Origin of the sequence: Sphingomonas sp. KR3-1 (assembly GCF_040049295.1) — a bacterium.
In the GTDB taxonomy this organism is placed as follows: Bacteria; Pseudomonadota; Alphaproteobacteria; order Sphingomonadales; family Sphingomonadaceae; genus Sphingomonas.
In genome coordinates this window covers 2,093,889-2,111,943 of record NZ_JBDZDQ010000001.1, presented here as the reverse complement: position 1 = coordinate 2,111,943, position 18,055 = coordinate 2,093,889, and the positions used below count along the sequence as shown (strand labels likewise).

19 protein-coding genes and 1 tRNA gene are annotated in these 18,055 nt (G+C 69.9%); 10 read left to right on the top strand and 10 right to left on the bottom strand.

Annotated features, from left to right (window positions below; translation table 11 throughout):
• Nucleotides 1–137: 137 nt before the first annotated feature.
• Both ABLE38_RS10365 and pgi read right to left on the bottom strand, forming a co-directional pair.
• Nucleotides 138–437 (bottom strand): alkylphosphonate utilization protein, encoded by a 300-nt coding sequence (locus tag ABLE38_RS10365; protein ID WP_348974067.1) that lies wholly within the window; start codon nucleotides 435–437, stop codon nucleotides 138–140.
• The gene (gene pgi, locus ABLE38_RS10360) at nucleotides 434–1,930 is read right to left on the bottom strand and encodes a glucose-6-phosphate isomerase (protein WP_348974066.1); all 1,497 of its coding nucleotides are present in this window, start codon (nucleotides 1,928–1,930) and stop codon (nucleotides 434–436) included. Before pgi ends, ABLE38_RS10365 begins: the two co-directional genes overlap by 4 nt.
• A gap of 105 nt (nucleotides 1,931–2,035) precedes the next feature.
• Between pgi and lepB the strand changes: the two genes are divergently transcribed.
• The 5 genes from lepB (at nucleotide 2,036) to ABLE38_RS10335 (ending at nucleotide 5,852) form a co-directional block, all read left to right on the top strand.
• A complete protein-coding gene (gene lepB / locus ABLE38_RS10355; protein ID WP_348974065.1) occupies nucleotides 2,036–2,890 on the top strand; it encodes a signal peptidase I in 855 nt (284 codons plus the stop codon).
• Complete coding sequence (gene rnc / locus ABLE38_RS10350; RefSeq protein WP_348974064.1) at nucleotides 2,887–3,558, top strand: ribonuclease III; 672 nt, start codon at nucleotides 2,887–2,889, stop codon at nucleotides 3,556–3,558. Before lepB ends, rnc begins: the two co-directional genes overlap by 4 nt.
• Nucleotides 3,559–3,622: 64 nt before the next feature.
• Nucleotides 3,623–3,943: a GIY-YIG nuclease family protein gene (locus tag ABLE38_RS10345; RefSeq protein WP_348974063.1), complete on the top strand. Its 321-nt coding sequence runs from the start codon at nucleotides 3,623–3,625 to the stop codon at nucleotides 3,941–3,943.
• A gap of 8 nt (nucleotides 3,944–3,951) precedes the next feature.
• Nucleotides 3,952–4,872, top strand: a complete 921-nt coding sequence (gene era, locus ABLE38_RS10340; RefSeq protein WP_348974062.1) for a GTPase Era — start codon at nucleotides 3,952–3,954, stop codon at nucleotides 4,870–4,872.
• A complete protein-coding gene (locus ABLE38_RS10335; protein WP_348974061.1) occupies nucleotides 4,869–5,852 on the top strand; it encodes a nitrilase-related carbon-nitrogen hydrolase in 984 nt (327 codons plus the stop codon). Before era ends, ABLE38_RS10335 begins: the two co-directional genes overlap by 4 nt.
• Before the next feature lie 19 nt (nucleotides 5,853–5,871).
• Here the strand turns inward: ABLE38_RS10335 and ABLE38_RS10330 are convergent, their stop codons facing one another.
• From ABLE38_RS10330 to ABLE38_RS10320, 3 genes are all read right to left on the bottom strand, one after another.
• Entirely contained in the window at nucleotides 5,872–6,135 is a 264-nt protein-coding gene (locus tag ABLE38_RS10330) for an antibiotic biosynthesis monooxygenase (RefSeq protein ID WP_348974060.1), read from the bottom strand.
• Nucleotides 6,136–6,358: 223 nt separating this feature from the next.
• A complete protein-coding gene (locus ABLE38_RS10325; protein ID WP_348974059.1) occupies nucleotides 6,359–7,063 on the bottom strand; it encodes an NAD-dependent deacylase in 705 nt (234 codons plus the stop codon).
• A 49-nt stretch (nucleotides 7,064–7,112) separates the two neighbouring features.
• Nucleotides 7,113–7,310: an excalibur calcium-binding domain-containing protein gene (locus tag ABLE38_RS10320; protein ID WP_348974058.1), complete on the bottom strand. Its 198-nt coding sequence runs from the start codon at nucleotides 7,308–7,310 to the stop codon at nucleotides 7,113–7,115.
• Between the two features lie 212 nt (nucleotides 7,311–7,522).
• Between ABLE38_RS10320 and ABLE38_RS10315 the strand changes: the two genes are divergently transcribed.
• From ABLE38_RS10315 to ABLE38_RS10300, 4 genes are all read left to right on the top strand, one after another.
• On the top strand, nucleotides 7,523–7,873 hold the full coding sequence (locus ABLE38_RS10315) for a hypothetical protein (RefSeq protein ID WP_348974057.1): 351 nt from the start codon (nucleotides 7,523–7,525) through the stop codon (nucleotides 7,871–7,873).
• Nucleotides 7,874–7,913: 40 nt separating this feature from the next.
• Complete coding sequence (gene dapB / locus ABLE38_RS10310) at nucleotides 7,914–8,642, top strand: 4-hydroxy-tetrahydrodipicolinate reductase (RefSeq protein WP_348974056.1); 729 nt, start codon at nucleotides 7,914–7,916, stop codon at nucleotides 8,640–8,642.
• Nucleotides 8,642–9,298, top strand: a complete 657-nt coding sequence (gene nth, locus ABLE38_RS10305) for an endonuclease III (protein ID WP_348974055.1) — start codon at nucleotides 8,642–8,644, stop codon at nucleotides 9,296–9,298. Before dapB ends, nth begins: the two co-directional genes overlap by 1 nt.
• A gap of 46 nt (nucleotides 9,299–9,344) precedes the next feature.
• Nucleotides 9,345–9,421: transfer RNA gene (locus ABLE38_RS10300), tRNA-Arg, on the top strand.
• Between the two features lie 111 nt (nucleotides 9,422–9,532).
• On the opposite strand, the gene ABLE38_RS10295 is transcribed toward ABLE38_RS10300, so the two are convergent.
• Both ABLE38_RS10295 and ABLE38_RS10290 read right to left on the bottom strand, forming a co-directional pair.
• Complete coding sequence (locus ABLE38_RS10295; protein ID WP_348974054.1) at nucleotides 9,533–9,700, bottom strand: hypothetical protein; 168 nt, start codon at nucleotides 9,698–9,700, stop codon at nucleotides 9,533–9,535.
• 123 nt (nucleotides 9,701–9,823) lie between these two features.
• Nucleotides 9,824–11,011: a hypothetical protein gene (locus tag ABLE38_RS10290; RefSeq protein WP_348974053.1), complete on the bottom strand. Its 1,188-nt coding sequence runs from the start codon at nucleotides 11,009–11,011 to the stop codon at nucleotides 9,824–9,826.
• Between the two features lie 118 nt (nucleotides 11,012–11,129).
• Here ABLE38_RS10290 and ABLE38_RS10285 point away from each other — a divergent pair, with 118 nt between their 5' ends.
• A complete protein-coding gene (locus ABLE38_RS10285; protein WP_348974052.1) occupies nucleotides 11,130–11,573 on the top strand; it encodes a hypothetical protein in 444 nt (147 codons plus the stop codon).
• A gap of 52 nt (nucleotides 11,574–11,625) precedes the next feature.
• On the opposite strand, the gene nagE is transcribed toward ABLE38_RS10285, so the two are convergent.
• The 3 genes from nagE to ABLE38_RS10270 are packed head-to-tail and all read right to left on the bottom strand — an operon-like array spanning nucleotide 11,626 to nucleotide 18,043.
• Nucleotides 11,626–13,329 (bottom strand): N-acetylglucosamine-specific PTS transporter subunit IIBC, encoded by a 1,704-nt coding sequence (nagE, locus tag ABLE38_RS10280; protein WP_348974051.1) that lies wholly within the window; start codon nucleotides 13,327–13,329, stop codon nucleotides 11,626–11,628.
• The gene (ptsP, locus tag ABLE38_RS10275; RefSeq protein ID WP_348974050.1) at nucleotides 13,326–15,779 is read right to left on the bottom strand and encodes a phosphoenolpyruvate--protein phosphotransferase; all 2,454 of its coding nucleotides are present in this window, start codon (nucleotides 15,777–15,779) and stop codon (nucleotides 13,326–13,328) included. Before ptsP ends, nagE begins: the two co-directional genes overlap by 4 nt.
• Nucleotides 15,776–18,043 (bottom strand): family 20 glycosylhydrolase, encoded by a 2,268-nt coding sequence (locus ABLE38_RS10270; protein ID WP_348974049.1) that lies wholly within the window; start codon nucleotides 18,041–18,043, stop codon nucleotides 15,776–15,778. The genes ptsP and ABLE38_RS10270 overlap by 4 nt, the downstream gene beginning before the upstream one ends.
• Nucleotides 18,044–18,055: the final 12 nt, after the last annotated feature.

Sequence of the window (18,055 nt, the reverse complement as noted above, 5' to 3'; positions counted from 1 at the left end):
GGGAAGACTCCGGCCCTGTCGTCATCCCCCTCGAAAGCGGGGACCCATCTCCAACGCGCTCGGCGGCGCACAACCGCCTTGAGACAGGATGGTCCGGGAACTGGCCCCCTTTCACGGGGTGACGTCTAGGAATGGAGTCAGCGCTTCCGCACGAACTCGGCGCGCAGCACCAGGCCCTTGATGCCCTCATACTTGCAGTCGATCTCCTGCGCGTCGCCGGTCAGGCGGATCGACTTGATCAGCGTGCCGCGCTTGAGCGTCTGCCCCGCGCCCTTCACGGTCAGGTCCTTGATCAGCGTGACCTGGTCGCCGTCCTGGAGGAGGTTGCCGACCGAATCGCGTACCTCGACGCCCGCGTCCGCCTTGGCCGCGGCCTCCGAGGCGGGGATCCACTCGCCGCTCGCCTCGTCATAGACATAGTCGTCGTCGCCGCTCATGCGCCGAACGCCCGGGCGATCAGGTCGTTGGTCGAGGCGTCGAATGTCTCGCCGCCCGCGCCCGCCGCCTTGGCCATTTCCTTGCCGAGCTCTACGCCGAACTGGTCGAACGAATTGATACCCAGCAGCACGCCGTTCACGAAGGTGCGCTGCTCGTAGAACGCCAGGATCGCGCCGAGCGTGCGCGGATCGACGGTGTCGAGCAGCAGCGTCGCCGAGGGGCGGTCGCCCGGATAGTCGCGCGCCAGGTCGTCGCTCTTGCGGCCGGCCATCAGCGCGGCGCCCTGGGCGAACATGTTGAGCAGCAGCTGGCGGTGATGCTCCTCGGCGAGGCCATCGCCCGGCTCGATCGACCCGATGAACTCGAGCGGCACCAGCCGCGTGCCCTGGTGGAGCAGCTGGAACACCGCGTGCTGCGCGTCGGTGCCGACGCCGCCCCAGGTGATCGGCGCGGTCGGGTAGGCCACCGGCTGCCCTTCCGCGGTCACCCGCTTGCCGTTCGATTCCATCTCGAGCTGCTGGAGGTAGCTGGGCAGCAGGCCGAGCCGCTCGTCATAGGCGAAGGTCGCGCGCGTCTCGCAGCCGCGGACCTGGGTGTAGTAGAGGTCGGCGAACGCAGCGAGCACCGGTGCGTTCGCCTCGAACGGGGCGAGGCGGAAATGCCGGTCCATCTCGGCGGCGCCTTCGAGCAGCTCCTCGAACGCGTCCCAGCCGAGCGCCAGCGCCGCGGGGAAGCCGATCGACGACCACAGCGAATAGCGCCCGCCGACGCTCTCGTTGAACGGCAGCACACGCGTCTCGTCGATGCCGAACGCGATCGCCTTTTCGGGCGCCGCGGTGAGCGCGACGAGCTGGCCGTACGGATCGGCGACGCCGCCCTGCATCAGCCAGGAGATCGCGCTCTCAGCATTGAGCATCGTCTCGGTGGTGGTGAAGGTCTTGGAGGCGATTGCAATGAGCGTCGTCGCCGGATCGAAGCGGTCGAGTGCCGTCTCGAGCGCGACGCCGTCGACGTTCGAGACCACCGCGACCTCGTAGCGGTCGGCGTCGCGGCCGAGCGCGTCGACGAGCAGGTCCGGGCCCAGCGCCGAGCCGCCGATGCCGATATGGATGATGCTGCGAATCGGGCCGAACGCCTCCGCCTCGATCGCGTCGATCAGCGCGCGCATGCGGGCGTGATAGGATTGCGCGCGGCTGACGCTCTCGGGCGAACCCTCGCCGCGCTCGGCGGTATGCTCGACCGCGCGGCCCTCGGTGACGTTGATCTTCTCGCCGGCGAACAGCGCGTCGCGCTTGGCGACCAGGCCCATGTCCGCGGCGATCTTGGAGAAGGCGGCGATCAGCTCGGGCGTGAGGTGCGTCTTCGACCAGTCGAAGTGGATGCCCGCGACATCGGCCGAGAGCTTGGCGACCCGATCGGAATCGCGCGCGAACAGCTCGGTCAGCGTCACCGCTTCGAGCGACTTTACGGCGGACCAGTCTGGCAAGGCCATGTTCATCTCCTTTGGAACAGCTAGGCCCCTATCGTCCCAAACTCGCCGCCGCCACTCCATTCATCGGCTTGACCTCACCGCCCGCCCCAAGCAGAGCAGCACCCCATGGAAAACACGCCCGCCGAGTCCCTCGACACGCCCGCCACCCCGGCTCCCGCTGCCGTGGAGGAAAAGCCCAAGAACGAGTGGAAGGAGCTCGGCGTCTTCCTCGTCAAGCTGGCGCTGATCGTCTTCATCGTGCGCAGCTTCATCTTCTCGCCCTTCTCGATCCCGTCGGAATCGATGATGCCGCGGCTGCTGGTGGGCGACTATCTGTTCATCACCAAGTGGAACTACGGCTATTCCAGGCACTCGCTGCCGTGGAGCGTGCCGCTGATCCCGGGGCGGATCTTCGCGGGCACCCCGACGCGCGGCGACGTGGTGGTGTTCAAGGCGCCGGGGCATGACGGCGAGGACTGGATCAAGCGCGTGATCGGCCTGCCGGGCGACAGCATCCAGATGGTCAACGGCCAGCTGATGCTCAACGGCAAGGCGATCCCCAAGCAGCGCATCGGCGACCTCGAGCTGCCGATCACGCCGAACGTGCACGAATGCCCGACGCTGTTCCAGGCGGTCGACGCCAAGGGCAATCCGGTGTGCAAGATGCCGCAGTTCCGCGAGACGCTGCCCAATGGCAAGAGCTACAATGTGCTCGACCAGGGGCTGACGCCGCAGGACAATACCGAAGTCTATCACGTCCCCGCCGGCCATGTGTTCCTGATGGGCGACAATCGCGACAACTCGACCGACAGCCGCTTCTCGCAGCCGCCCGAGGGCCAGGGCATCTCCTATGTCCCGATGGAGAATATCGAGGGCAAGGCCGTGCTGAGCTTCTGGTCGACCGACGGCAGCGCCGCCTGGCTGTTGCCCTGGACCTGGTTCACCGCCGCCCGCTGGAGCCGCATGGGGGAGGGCTTTTGAGCACTCCCGACCTGGGGGATTGGATCGCGAAGACTTTCGGCCAGCGCCCTTCTGACCTGGCGCCCTATGCCCGCGCGCTGACGCATGGCAGCCAGGCGGCGGAGAATTACGAGCGGCTGGAATTCCTCGGCGACCGCGTGCTCGGCCTCGCCATCGCCGAATGGCTGTACGAGCGCTTCCCCGGCGAGCCCGAGGGCGCGCTGTCGCGCCGGCTCAACGCGCTGGTGACCGGCGCGATGTGCGCCGATGTCGCGCGCGAACTCGGCGTGGCGCCGCTGCTCCGCCTCGGCAAGCAGGCGCGCGGCGACGGCGCGGCGGACAGCGACAATGTGCTGGGCGACGCGATGGAGGCGCTGATCGGCGCGCTCTATCTCGAATTCGGCCTCGTCCCCGCGCGCGATTTCGTGCGCAAGGCCTGGGCCAGGCATATCGACGCGCACGCCAGCGCGCCGCGCCACCCCAAGTCGGCGCTGCAGGAATGGGCCGCCGCGAACAATCGCCGCCCGCCCGAATATGAAGTAACCGACCGCTCGGGCCCCAACCACGCGCCGCGCTTCACCGTGAAGGTGGCGATCGGCACCTTCGCCGAGGCGAGCGCGGAAGGCACGAGCAAGCAGGAAGCCGAGACCGCGGCCGCGGCGGCGCTGCTGGAAAAACTCAAAAAATGAGGACGGTCCTTCCCTCCGTTCGCCCTGAGCTTGTCGAAGGGCGCCGGGCCACAAGCGCGGACCGGTGAGCTTCTACACCTATATGCTCCGCTGCAACGACGGCAGCTACTACATCGGACACACCGAAGACCTCGACGTCAGGCTCGCCCAACACCAGCGCGGGACACTGCCTGGCTATACCCATACACGCCGGCCGGTCGAACTGGTCTGGTGCGAAGCGTTCGCTACCCGCTACGAGGCGCTTGCCGCCGAGCGACAGATCAAGGGCTGGAGCCGCGCCAAGAAGGAAGCGCTGATCGCCGGAGACTGGGCGCGGATTTCCGAACTCGCACGCAATCGCCAGGTGGAGAACCGCCCTTCGACAAGCTCAGGGCGAACGGTGTAGGGGGCCGAATGACTTCAGAGAATCAAACCACCCCCACTCCCCAGCGCTGCGGCGTCGTCGCGATCGTCGGTGCCCCGAACGCGGGCAAGTCGACGCTGGTCAATGCGCTGGTCGGCCAGAAGGTCGCGATCGTCAGCCCCAAGGCGCAGACCACGCGCGCCCGGGTGATGGGCATCGCGCTCGACGGCGACGCGCAGCTGATCCTGGTCGATACCCCGGGCATCTTCACCCCCGAGCGCCGGCTCGACCGCGCGATGGTCGCCGCGGCCTGGGAAGGCGCCGAGGGTGCGGACGTGATCGCGCTGGTGGTCGATGGCAAGGGCGGCATCGGCACCAAGGTGCAGACCGTGATCGAGAGCCTGAAGAGCCGGCGCGAGCGCAAGATCCTGATCCTCAACAAGGTCGACATCGCCGACAAGCCCAGGCTGCTCGGCCATGCGGCCAAACTCAACGAGCTGCTGCCCTTCGACGAGACCTATTTCGTCTCGGCGCAGACCGGCGACGGCGTGCCCGAGCTGAAGTCGGTCCTCGCCGCCGCGATGCCCGAGAGCCCCTGGCACTTCCCCGAGGACCAGGTTTCCGACGCGACCGACCGGATGATCTCCGCTGAAGTGACGCGCGAGCAGATCTATCTCCAGCTCCACAAGGAGCTGCCCTATTCGAGCGCGGTCGAGACCGAGCAGTACAAGGAGCGCGAGGACGGGTCGGTCGAGATCCACCAGCAGATCCTGGTCGAGCGCGAGACCCAGCGCGCGATCGTGCTCGGCAAGGGCGGCAGCCGCATCAAGGAGATCGGCGCCCGCGCCCGCGCCGAGCTTTCCCGTCTCATGGGTGTAAAGGTCCATCTCTATCTTCACGTGAAGGTAAGGCCCGAATGGCAGGAAGACCGTTCGCTTTATCGTGAGATCGGGTTGGACTGGGTCGAGTGACGCAAAAGCTGAAGACTGCCATCGTTCAGGACGCACCGGTTCCGCTCGCGCTCGCGGCGGGGCTGGACAAGGCCATCGCCCGGGCGCGCGAGGCGATCGAGAAGGGCGCGCGCGTCATCGCGTTCGGCGAGGGTTTCCTCGGCGGCTATCCCGTCTGGCTCGAGCATATCGCGCCGGCCCGGCTCTGGGACCATCCCGGCACGCGCGAGCTGCACGGCCTGCTCCTCGACCAGGCGATCCGCGGCGAGGACCCGCGCTTCCAGCCGCTGCAATGGACGGTGGACATCGCCGGCGTCGCCATTTCGATCGGCGGCTATGAGCGCGTCCGCAACAGCCTCTACGCCACCCAGTTCCTGTTCAGCCCCAAGGCGCCGGTGCTGCGCCACCGCAAGCTGGTGCTCTCGCCCGCCGAGAAGCTGATGCTCGGCCAGGGCGACGGCTCGACGCTCGGCGTGCATGCCGCCAAATGGGGCAAGCTCGGCCAGCTCGCCTCGACCGAGCATTGGATGCCGCTCGCCCGCGCGGCGATGCATCACGAGGGCGAGACGGTGCATGTCGCCGCCTGGAGCGAGGTCGGCGACATCGCGATGCTCGCCTCTGCGCACTATGCCTATGAGGGCCGCGCCTTCGTGCTCGCGGCGGGCACGATCCAGTACAAGCAGGAAGTGATCGCCGGCTATGAGCAGGCCGGCGGCGACGGATCGGCGCGCAAGCTGCTCGATCGCCTGCCCGAGGGCCAGATCCAGCACGGCCACAGCGCGATCATCGCCCCCGACGGCGTCGTCATCGCCCAGGCCGGCACCGCGCCCGAGATCCTGATCGCGGAGCTCGACCTCGACGAAGTCGGCCGCGGCCTCGCGACGATGGACGTCGACGGCGCCCAGGCGCGCCACGACGTGTTCGAGCTGAGCGTCGACCGCCGCGAGCGCGCCGGGATCGTCGACAAGCATGCCGGCGGGGACGAGAGCGCGGCGGCCTGACGCCAGCTAGGTCTCCCCTCTATTTCTCCAAGGTGAAGGCGACCCGGTAGAGCCCGGGATGCGCTTCGCCGTAGCGCTTGTTGCCATCGATCATCCCTTTCGCCTTGAGATGCGCGAACACGCGCTGCGCCGCATCGGCGTCGGCGCTCTGGGCATAGTTGACGACGCGCGTGCCATCGAGGCTGGCATGCAGGCTCGCGGACAGCCAGCCCTCGACCTCCCGTGCCACCTCGGCGGCCTCGCGCAGATAGGCGATCAGCGCGTCCTGCCCGCCCTCGGGCACGGTGACAGGTTGATCTGGGTGACGATATCGGTGTTCGTGGTGATGATCGGCATGTGCGTGCTCCCAATTGGGGCGCCGCCATCGGGGGCGAGACACGAGCATGCGCCAAGCCCCGGCGGCAGGCGCCGGTTGCTTGTCGCGGGTTCGCTTGGGAGCGACACGGAGCCTCATGCGAGGGAGCGGGCTTACCGATGCCGCTCAGGTCCTTTTCGACGCCGCCTGCCTAGCCCCGATCGAGCATCTCCGCCACCCATTCCGGCACCAGCGTCCCCGCCGGCCCCAGCCGGCTTTCCCCGAACAAGCTGCTCCCGGCGCTCGGATCGAGGTTCAGCTCGAGCGTCTGCGCGCCGTGATGGCGCGCGGTCTGGACGAACCCCGCCGCCGGATAGACCGCGCCCGAGGTGCCGATCGAGACGAACAGGTCGGCGTCCGACAGCGCCGTTTCGATCACTTCCATGTGGTACGGCATCTCGCCGAAGAACACGATGTCGGGCCTGAGCGCCGGGGTGCCGCAATTCGGGCACTCGATCTCGGGCGGCAGGCTGTCTTCCCATTCCGCGCTGTCGCCGCACGCCGCGCACAGCGCCGACTTGAGCTCGCCATGCATGTGGAGCAGGCGGTTCGCCCCGGCGCGCTCATGCAGGTCGTCGACATTCTGGGTGACGATCAGCAGCTGCCCCGGCCATTCGGCGTCGAGCCTCGCCAGCGCGACATGCGCGGCATTGGGCGCTACCTCGGCCAGCCTGGCGCGCCGCGCATCATAGAAGCGGTGGACCAGCTCGGGATCGCGGGCGAGCGCCTCGGGCGTGCAGACGTCCTCGACCCGGTGCCCCTCCCACAATCCGCCCGGGCCGCGAAAGGTGGCGATGCCGCTCTCCGCCGAAAGTCCGGCGCCGGTGAGGATGACGATGTTGCGGGTGTGGCTCATGCGTCCAGGATAGGCGTACGCGAGCGGCTCCGCCAATCGGCTACTCGCGCTATCGTATCGGCTCGCAGGCGATGCCGTCCTCGTCACCATCCATTTCCGGGCGATATCCCGGTTCGCCGCGGTAGATCGGAGCCGTGCCCGCGTCACGCGCGTCGTCACAGCCGTGCCAATAATCCCCCGCCACCGGCTCGCGCTTCCGCTTCCAGCCGAGTGAAATCGACAGGTCATTACCTTTGGCCGCAATCATCGCGCGACCTTGGTCGGAGGCTGCAAGCGAGCCTACACCCGCGACGGCTCCTACCAGACTAGCCGCCAGAAGAACCGTGACTGGGGAAAGTCGACTCTCCGTCCTCATTCGCCAAAGATAATATTATCTCGGTAAACAGAAAGTATGAGCCCGAGCTTGGCACCGCGCATCCGGCCACGTCTTCGCCGCAAATCGCGCGTTACCTGCCGTCCATGCTCGCCGCCCTCCTCGTCGCTGTCGCCGTGCCGGACCGCGCGCCGGTCTTTCCCAGCCCCGACGAGGCGGGCGACGCGGCGATGGTGCCCAAGCGCCCGTGCCGGCCGGGCGGCGAGACGATCACCGTGTGCGGCAACCCCAATGGCATGCGCCTGCCGACGCTCGACGAGGCGCGCTGGGCGGAGAAGCCGCTGCGCCCCGATTTCCGGCTGCCCGGCGGCGGCAAGGGCACGGTTGAGGGCGTCCAGCGCAGCATCGCGCCGGGGGTAAGCGTGCCCGCTCTGTTCGTCACCGCCACCATTCCGCTGGGCAAGAAGCCCAACAAGGCGGATACGGACGCGAAATAACCCTGTCGCGCGGGCCCCGGCCTGTGCCAGAGGAGCGGACATGACCAGCATCGGCATTTACGGCAGCCTCGGCCGCATGGGGCAGGCGATCGCGGCGGTGGCGCCCGAGATGAACGCGCGGGTCGCGGGCGGCGCCGACGCCAAGGACGATCCCGCCAGCATCGCCGCCGGCGCCGATGTGCTGATCGACTTCTCCGCCCCCCAGGCGCTCGAGGCGCATCTCGCCGCCGCCCGCGCCGCCGGCAAGCCGATCGTCGTCGGCACCACCGGGCTCTCGCCCCAGCAGCACGCGCTGATCGACCAGGCCGCCGCCGAGATCGCGGTGCTCCAGACCGGCAACACCTCGCTCGGCATCGGGCTGCTCCAGCGGCTGGTCCGCGAGGCGGCGCAGCAGCTCGGACCGGACTGGGACATCGAGATCCTCGAGATGCATCACCGCCACAAGGTCGATGCGCCCTCGGGCACCGCGCTGATGCTCGGCCAGGCCGCCGCCGCCGGCATGGGCACGACGCTCGCCGAGGCCGAAGTGACCGACCGCGCCGGGCTGACCGGCGCGCGCATGTCCGGCACGATCGGGCTGGCGAGCCTGCGCGGCGGCTCGGTGGTCGGCGACCACAGCGTCGTCTTCGCCACCGCCGGCGAGCGGATCGAGCTCATCCACCGCGCCGACGACCGCGCGATCTTCGCCCGCGGTGCGGTGCGCGCGGCGCTGTGGCTCGCGGGCAAGCCGGCCGGGCGCTACACGATGGACCAGGTGCTGGGCGGCTGATGAAGAAGGACGACGTCTTCGAGTTCTTCTCCAGGCTCGCGGCGGACAATCCCCATCCCGAGACCGAGCTCGAATCGGTCAACGACTATACGCTGCTCGTCGCGGTGGTGCTCTCCGCCCAGGCTACCGATGCAGGCGTGAACAAGGCGACGCGCGCGCTGTTCCGCGAGGTCGACACGCCGGCGAAGATGGTTGCGCTCGGCGAGGACGGGCTCAAGCAGCACATCAAGACGATCGGGCTGTTCAACACCAAGGCGAAGAACGTCATCGCGCTGTCCGAGGCGCTGCTCCGCGATCATGGCGGCGAGGTCCCGAACGACCGCGACGCGCTAGAGGCGCTGCCCGGCGTCGGGCGCAAGACCGCGAACGTGGTGATGAACGTCGCGTTCGGCGCGGAGACCTTCGCGGTCGACACGCACATCTTCCGCGTCGGCAACCGCACCAAGCTCGCCCCGGGCAAGACGGTGCTTGCGGTCGAGAAGAAGCTGGAGAAGGTCGTCCCCCAGCCCTTCCGCCTCCACGCACACCACTGGCTGATCCTGCACGGCCGCTACACCTGCAAGGCGCGCACCCCCGAATGCTGGCGATGCGTGGTGGAGGATCTCTGCCCCTACAAGCCCAAGACCCCGCCGCCGAAGCGGGCAAAGGCGAACTGAAGGCACTGGCGCAGCGGCAAAGGCTTTGCTAGGCGCCCATTTCCAGGCACCCGTAGCTCAGCTGGATAGAGCGCTGCCCTCCGAAGGCAGAGGCCACAGGTTCGAATCCTGTCGGGTGCGCCATTTTCGTCAGAAGAATCTCGCATACGATCGGGCGCGCGTTCGCGCTTGCGGGCCCTGGAAGGTTCGACGCCGCACCCTCCGGGTGCGCCTCTTCCCCGCATTTCGCCGAATTCAGTCGAGCACGACCTTGTCGGCGTGGCGGGCTTCGAAGCCGCGGGCGCGGCGCTCATATTCCTGCGCCATGCCCATATGCGCCCGGAAGCTCGCCATGCCCTTGGCCTTCAGCGCGGCATCGCGCGCCTCGGAAGCGCGCTGTGCGTAATAGCGATTGTCGGTCATGCACCTCACCCCGTCGATCCACGCGAATCTAGGAATCTGGGGGCGCCGGCGCATTCCGTAGAAGTGCGTAAGGCTCGCCGAGCCGTGTCGCGACTGCGACGAGAGCGGGGGTGAACCGCCCGCTCAGTCCATGCCGAACGACCAGGCATGGCCGAACTGCAGGTAGAAGACGAAGCCGCCCGGGCCATAGGCGAAGTCGACCCCGGCATCCATGCCGAGCTTGCGCGCGATCCGGTAGCGGAAGCCGACCCCGCCGGCGAAGATCGCGCCGCTGTCCTTGTAGACGCGGCGGTCGCCGCCATCGGTCTCACCCACCCCGCCAAAGCCAAGCAGCGACCAGCGCGGGCTCGCCTGCCAGCTCAGCTCGAGCTCGGAGCTCGCCATGTTCATCCCCTGATAGCGCCCCGCCTGCACCCCGCGCAGATCGATCGACGGCGCGAAATAGGCGGGGAAGTCGCCGCGGATCGCCTTCATCTCGAGCTTCTGGCCGATCCGCCATCGCGGCGCGATCCGGTCGAACGAGTAGCTCTCGATCGCGTACAAGGTATAATCGCGGTCGCTGCCAAAGGCGCCGCGGTTGAATTTGGCCTGCATATAGGCGTTGGTGCCGCGCGTCGGCGTGATCGGGTTGTCGCGATCGTCGAAGTGGAAGCCGAAGCCGAGCGCGCCGGTATGCAGCGTGCGGCTGAAATCGCCGGCGAACTTGTCGGGAAGCTGCGGCGCGTTGCCGAGGTCGAGCTGCGAGCGCAGCTTGCGGAAGTCGAGCAGCGGCCCGGCCGAGAAGCGCGCATCCTCGAAGTGCCACATAGCCGAGCCGAGCACGCCATAGTCATAATGGTTGGTGTATTCGACGCCGCCGGGCGCGAAGCCCGGATAGGTGGCCAGCGTGATCTTCCCCCGCCCCACGCCGACCTTGTAGTCGAGCCGCCCGCCGAACAGATATCCGGCGCGGAAGGCGCCATAGCCATAGGAGCCGTTGCCGGTCTTGAACGCCGCCACCGCGGTCTTGGTGATCTGGCGCGGATGCTCGGGATCCTTCTTGAAGAACGCCGCGGCCAGCCCGAACCCGCCATCCACCGCCGGCTCGGTGATGAGGATCGGCATCGGCAGGAAGCCGCCCTTGGCGAGAATGTCGGAGAAGTCGAACTTGCCGTCCTCCTCGTCCTTCAGCCGCGCGAAGAAGCCCTTGTGCGGCGGCGCGGCCGGCGCGTCGGGCTGGGCCTCCTGCATGTCCGGCGGCGCGTCCTGCTGGGCCGCGGCCGGCAGGGCGACAAGGGCTAGCGGCAGGGCCAGGAGCGCGCGGATTTGCATGTCCCAGCGCTAGGGGAGCGCCCCCATGCCGGCCATCGGGGGCAATCCCGCTTTGGGCGCAAGGAAATCCCGAGGAACAGCAAGGGCGCGCCGGCGGTTCTGCCGTGCGGAGGTTCCCATGGCGACTGCGTTGCAAAAGGGAGTGCTGATCTGCGCCGGGGTCGCCGTCCTCGGCGGCGGGCTGGCCGGCATGAGTCTCGGCACCTACGCCCAGTCGGGCGCGTTCGACTTCTACAAGCAGACGCCGCCGCCCGGGCGGGGCGGGGCGGCCGCAACGGCCGACAGCGCCGGCTATTATCCGCTGAGCCGCGCCGCCGCGCCGCCGCCGATCTATCCGGAGAATCCGAGCCCGCCGCGCGCGCTCACCATCGCCCGCCCCGCCGAGCCCGCCGACTATCAGCGCGCCGCCCGGATCGAGGACGCCGCACCAGCGCCGGTGGAGGACGCCGCATTGCCCGAGGACGACACGCCGGTGATCGCGCCGCAGCATGGCTCGTGGAGCGCGCCCGCGCCGAGCGAACCGGCGCCCGCCCAGGCGGTTGCAGGAGACGTCGCGAGCTAGTCTCCCGCTCCCCCCCGGGGATAGGGAAAGAGGCGGCGCCGGCTCTCCGCATTTACCCCAGCAGCTCGCGCTTCAGCTGCGCGCCCAGCGCCTCGGCTCCGGCGCCGACGATCAGGTGCAGCCGATTGCCGGAAAGGCTTGCCGCGCGCACGGGGAGGCGTGCCAGGTCCAGCGCCGCCGGATCCTCGACATCGATCAGCACCCGCGTGGCATTGGCGGCGACGGCGCGGACCTTTGCCGTGCCGAGCGCCGCGCGGATGCCGCTGGCATCGCCGTGCGACGCCGCCACGGGCGCGGCGGCCACCGCCACCGGCGCCGTCACGCCTGCGCCCACTGCGGCGCGCACCTCGGCGGCGACCTGGTCGGCGATCGGCCCCAGCACCACCTGCAGCCCGCCATCGCGCAACTTCACCACGCCGCGCGCACCGAGCGCTTTCAGCCGCGACTCATCGGCAATGGCGTTGTCGACCAGCACCAGCCGCAGCCGCGTGGTGCAGGCATCGACCGAGCGGATGTTCGCCGCCCCGCCCAGCGCCAGCGCGATCGCGGTGCCGCGGTCGCCGGCGACTTCCTCGGCGGCGGCTTCCTCGATCGGCTCGCGCCCGGGCGTCTTCAGGTCGAAGCGGCGGATGCACCAGCTGAAGGTGAAGTAATAGATCGCGGCATAGGCGATCCCGACCGGGAACAGCAGCAGCGGCCGCGTCGCGAGGCCATAGTTGAGCACATAGTCGAACAGGCCGGCCGAGAAGCCGAAGCCCAGCTTCACCCCGAGCAGGTCCATCACCACCATCGCCACGCCGGTCAGCACCGCGTGGATCAGGTAGAGCACCGGCGCGAGGAAGATGAAGCTGAACTCGATCGGCTCGGTCACGCCGGTGAGCAGCGAGGTCAGCGCGAGGCTGAGCAACAGGCCGCCGACGGCCTTGCGCCGCTCGGGCAGGGCGTTGCGGTACATCGCCAGGCAGGCCGCGGGCAGGCCGAACATCATCACCGGGAAGAAGCCGGCCATGAACGATCCTGCGGTGGGATCGCCGGCGAAGAAGCGCTTTATGTCGCCGGTCGCGCCGTGGAAGTCGCCGAGTAGGAACCAGGCGATGTTGTTGAGGATGTGGTGCAGCCCGGTGATCAGCAGCAGCCGATTGAGCAGCCCGTAGAGGAACAGCCCGAGCGAGCCGGCACCGAGCACCCAGTGGCTGAGCGAATCGATCCCCGCCTCGATCCAGGGAAAGCCGAGCCCGAAGGCGGCGGCGAAGACCAGGCCGGCGAGCCCGGAGACGATCGGCACGAAGCGCCGGCCGCCGAAGAAGGAGAGATAGTCGGGCAGCCGGATCGCGTGGAAGCGATTGTAGAGCATGCCCGCGACGATGCCCGACGAGATGCCGACCGGCACGCTGAGCTTCGAAATCTCCTTCGCCCGGTATGCCGCCTGCTCGAGCGCGGTCGCCGAGACGAGGTCCGGCGGCAGATGGAGCAGCACCTTGGCGCCCTCGGTCGCGACCAGATAGGTGACCACGCCGGCGAGCGACGCCGCGCCGTGATTTTCCTTGGCGAGCCCGACCGCGACGCCGGCGGCGAACAGTAGGCCGAGATTGGAGAAGATCGCATCGCCCGCCGCGGCGATGAACGGGATGTTGAGCATGTCCGCCTGGCCGAGGCGGAGCAGCAGCGCCGCGATCGGCAGCACCGCGATCGGCAGCATCAGCGCGCGGCCGAGCGGCTGCGCCTTGGAGAGCAGGGCGGTAGGGCTGAAGGTCATGCGGACGCTTCCAGTGCGAGGGCGCGGACTTCCGCCGCGGAAGTGGCGGCGCAGGCCTTTTCGGCGAGCGCGATGCAGGCGGCCCTGTCGAACCGCGCGACCGCGGCCTTCACCCCCGGCACCTGCGCCGGGGTGGCACTCAGCTCGGTGATGCCGAGCCCGACCAGGATCGGCGCGGCGAGCGGATCGGAAGCGAGCCCGCCGCACATCCCGGCCATGCGGCCCGCCGCGGCGGCACCGCGCCCCACTTCGCGGACGAGGCGCAGCACCGCCGGGTGCATCGCGTCGATCCGCTGCGACACCGCAGCGTTCCCGCGATCGGCGGCGAGCGTGTACTGGGTCAGGTCGTTGGTCCCGATCGAGAGGAAGTCGGCTTCCTGCGCGATCTGGCCCGCGAGCATCGCGGCGGCCGGCGTCTCGATCATCACGCCGAGCGGAATGACATCGGCCATGCCAAGTTCGGCGCGCACTTCGTCCAGAAGCGCGCGGACCGGGCGATAGTCGCTCAAATCCGCGACCATCGGCAGCATGATCCGGCACTGCCCGGCGGGCACCGCGCGCAGGATCGCGCGCAACTGGATGCGCATCAGGTCGGGCCGGGCGAGCGTCAGCCGCACGCCGCGCAGGCCGAGCGCCGGGTTCTCCTCCGCCGCCATCGGCAGATAGGGCACCGGCTTGTCGCCGCCGATATCGAGCGTGCGGACGATCAGCGGGCGCTCGCCCAGCGTCGCGGCGATCGCCGAATAGGTCTCGCGCTGCTCCTCCTCGCTCGGCGCGGTCGCGCGCTCGAGGAACAGGAATTCGGTGCGCAACAGCCCGCAGCCCTCGGCCCCGGCGCGCACCGCGGCAGCGGCATCGCCGACCGAGCCGAGATTGGCGAAGACTTCGATCCGAACGCCGTCCGACGTTTGCGCGGGCGCATGCGCGGTGGCAAGCTCGTGGTCGCGGCGGGCGCGCTGGGCGGAGAGCCGCGCGCTCGCCTCGGCCAGCGCATCGGCGTCCGGATCGACCGACAGGGTCGCGGCGTCGGCGTCGAGGATCACCGGCGTGCCGTCGGCGATGCCCAGCAGCTGTGCGCCCGCGGCGACCAGCATCGGCACCCCCGCCGAGGCGGCGAGGATCGCGACATGCGAGGTCGGCCCGCCCTGCGCGGTGGCGATGCCCGCCAGCTTCGCGGTGTCGAGCGCGAGGAATTGCGAGGGCAGCAGGTCCTCGGCGAGCAGGATCGCTCCCCTGGGCAGCGCGGGCGCGGCGGGCGCGGCCTGGCCGAGCAGCCGGGCGATCACCTGGCGCTCGAGGTCGGTGAGGTCGGCGATGCGCTCGATCAGCAGCGCGTCGCCGGTGGCGCGCAGCGCGCCTGCCGCCTCGGCGGTCGCGGCGCGCCAGGCGAAAGCGGCGCTGCGCCCCTCGGCGACATGGCGCGCGGCGGTGGCGGCGAGCTCCGGATCGGCGAGCAGCGCGCGGTGCGCCTCGGCGATCTCGGCGGCGGTGCCGTGCGCGCCGTCCAGCGCGGTGGCGGTGGCGGCGAGCGCCTTGGCCAGCGCGGCCTGTTCCGCGGCGATCCCGGCGCCGTCCGCCGGCACGTCGAGATCGGCGCTCCTGAGCTGGAAGGCCTGGCCGATGGCGAGCCCGGGCGCGGCGCGCACCGGCCCGCTGGCGGCTCCGGACACCTTGGGCGCCGATGCGTGCGCGGTCTCGTGGAAATTGGCGAGGATCAGCGCCGCCACCGCATCGACCGCGGCCTGCGCGTCGCCGCCGCGCGCGACGATGCGCACCTCGTCGTCCTTGCCGGCGCCGAGCCCGAGCAGCGCGATCGTGCTGCGCGCATTGGCGCTGCGCTCGGCGGCGTGGAGCGTCACTTCGGCGAGGAAGGGCTTGAGCGCCGCTGCGATGCGCGCCGCCGGCCGGGCGTGGATGCCGTTGGCCGCGGTGACGCGCACGCGGCGCTCGGCGCCAACATCCGCGTGCACGATGTCCGCACCTGCCCGGTCGCTGCGCAGAACCTGCCCGACAACCGTCCCGGCCGCGATCAGACGGCCCAGCGATTCGAGCTCCAGGGTGTAACCTTGGCTAGCAACAATGACCGGAGTGATCAGGGCCCTGGCCGCGGTCGCCACCGCATCGAGGTCGAAGGCGATCAGCACGTCGCCCGCCTGCACCCGGTCGCCCGCCGCCACCCTGGCCGCGAACCCCTTGCCGGCCAGCGCCACCGTCTCCAGCCCGATATGGAGGAGCAGCTCGGCGCCGTTCTCCAGCCGCAGCGTCACCGCATGCGCGCTCGCGGGCACGTTGATCACCTCGCCCGCCGCCGGCGCGCGCAGCACGCCTTCGGTCGGGTCGATCGCGAAGCCGTCGCCCATCATCCGCTCGGCGAACACCGCGTCGGGCACCTCCTCCAGCGGCGCGAGCCAGCCGGCAAACGGGGCAAGCAGGGTCACGGCGTCGCTCACTGGACGAGCTCCACCGACTCGAGCGCCCACATCGGCGAGACGCCCTTGGCGGTGTAGCTGATGCACAGGCTCTCATTGCCCGGGCGCAGCGGCAGCGGCGCGAGCAGGCGGGTCAGCCCCGGATTGGTCACCGCCGGCGCCAGCGGCAGCGTCGCGATCAGCGGGCCCTGGCAGCTGCCGGCACGTATCTCGAACTCGCCGGCGGGCGTGGCGGGGGTGCGGAAATGGATGCTCTCGATGTCCTTGCCGATCTGGAAGTTGAACGGAATCTGGCCGACGGTCAGCGCGATCGCCTTGGCCCCGCCGATCGGCGCAGCCTCCCATTGCCAGCAGGGCGCGAAGATGTCGGTGCGGAACACCGCGCGCTTGCCGGCGGCGGGATAATCGTCCTCCAGCGCCAGCACGACGCGGTTGGAGCAGGTCTTCATGTCCTCGTCGCCGCGGGTGCGCACGCTGCGCGCATCGAACGGCTGGTCGATCGCGCCGCCCAGCGCCTCGCTGCCGTGGAAGCTTGCGGCGCGCAGCCGCGTCGGCAGCGGCAGCGCCAGCGGCCCGGCATAGAGCGGCGCCCGCGCCGTCACCGGCGTGCCGTCGGTGGTGTAGCGGATCGGCAGGCCCGACTGGTTGGCGAGGCTGACCGAGACGGTCTTCTCGCCCGCCTTGTAGTCGAGCGCGGGGCGCACCGCGAAGGCGGTGGTCGCCGGGTTCATGCCGAGCGGCTTCATCCGGTCCATCTGCAGCACCAGCCGGTCGATGAAGTCGGCAAAGTCGCGCCCTTCCGGCTTCGACCAGCCGATCTCGGCGACGGCGCTGGCACGCGGGAAGAAATGCCAGGTGGCCCGCGCCTCGGTGCGGACATGCTCGGTCCACAGATTGGCCTGCAGCCCCAGGATATGGTGCTGCTGCTCGGCCGGGATCTCGCGGGGCGCCGGATCGAAGGCATAGACGGTCCTGAGGTCGACCACGTCGCCGCGGCCCGGCGGCTCATTCGGGCCGGTGCCCTGGCGCTGGTTGATGTAGAGCGTCGGCGACGGGCTCAGCACCGCGTCGTGCCCGGCCTTGGCCGCGGTGATCGCGCCCTCGATGCCGCGCCACGAGGTGATCGTCGCGTCGGCCGGAACGTCGCCCTCCAGGATCTCGTCCCAGCCGATCAGCTTGCGGTGATGCGCCTCGAGGAAGCCGGCGATGCGGTGGACGAACCAGGCCTGCAGCGCGGTCTCGTCCTTGATCCCCAGCGCCTTCATCCTGGCCTGGATCGCGGGCGAGCCCTTCCACTGGTCCTTCACCGCCTCGTCGCCGCCGACATGGATATAGCGCGACGGGAACAGCGCCATCACCTCGGTGAGCACGTCCTCGAGGAAGGCGAAGGTCGTGTCGTCGGTATTGTAGAGCCAGGGGAAGACGCCCCAGTCGCTCTCGGTGCCCGGCGGAATCGGCACGCCCATGCCCAGCTCGGGATAGGCGCGGATCGCGGCCAGCGCGTGCCCCGGCATCTCGATCTCGGGGACGATGGTGATGCCGCGCTTGCCGGCATAGGCGACGATCGCGCGGATCTCGGCCTGGGTGTAGAAGCCGCCGGTCCGCGGCAGCTGTGGCGCGCCCGGCGCGCTGGCGGGAATGCGCCAGGCCGAGATGCTGGTGAGCCTGGGATATTTCGGGATCTCGATCCGCCAGCCCTGGTCGTCGACCAGGTGCCAGTGGAGCGTGTTGAGCTTGTTCACCGCCATCCAGTCGATCAGCTGGCGGACATAGGCGGGCGACTGGAAGTGGCGGGCGCTGTCGAGCATCAGGCCGCGCCAGGCGAAGCGCGGCGCGTCGTGGATGCTGAGGCCGGGAATCGTCACTGCGCCCTTGCCGCCCTGCTGGGTCAGCGCCTGCCACAGCGTGACCGCGCCGTAGAGCAGCCCTGCATCGTCGCCGGCGGTGATCGTCGCGCCCTTGCCGTCGATCGCGAGCACATAGCTCTCGGCCTTGCCGGTCCGGGCGCGGAGGAAGCGGATCGCCGGGTGCGGCGAGGCCACGGCGGTGCGCAGCGTGAGGCCGCGCGAAAGCTTGAGCAGCTCGGCCAGCCGATCGGCCGCGGCGCGCGCACCGGCGTCGCGCGCGGGCACGACCAGCGCGGTCGCCGCGGTGAGCGCGAAACGCCCCGGCACGGGCGCCATCTCGGCCGGAACGGGCAGCAGCCGCGGCAGCTGCTGCGCGGCGGCAGGGGTCGCGGCGTAGAGCGCGGCGATGAAGGTCAGGGCGGGACGGAAGGAAATCACGCGCAAGGCTCC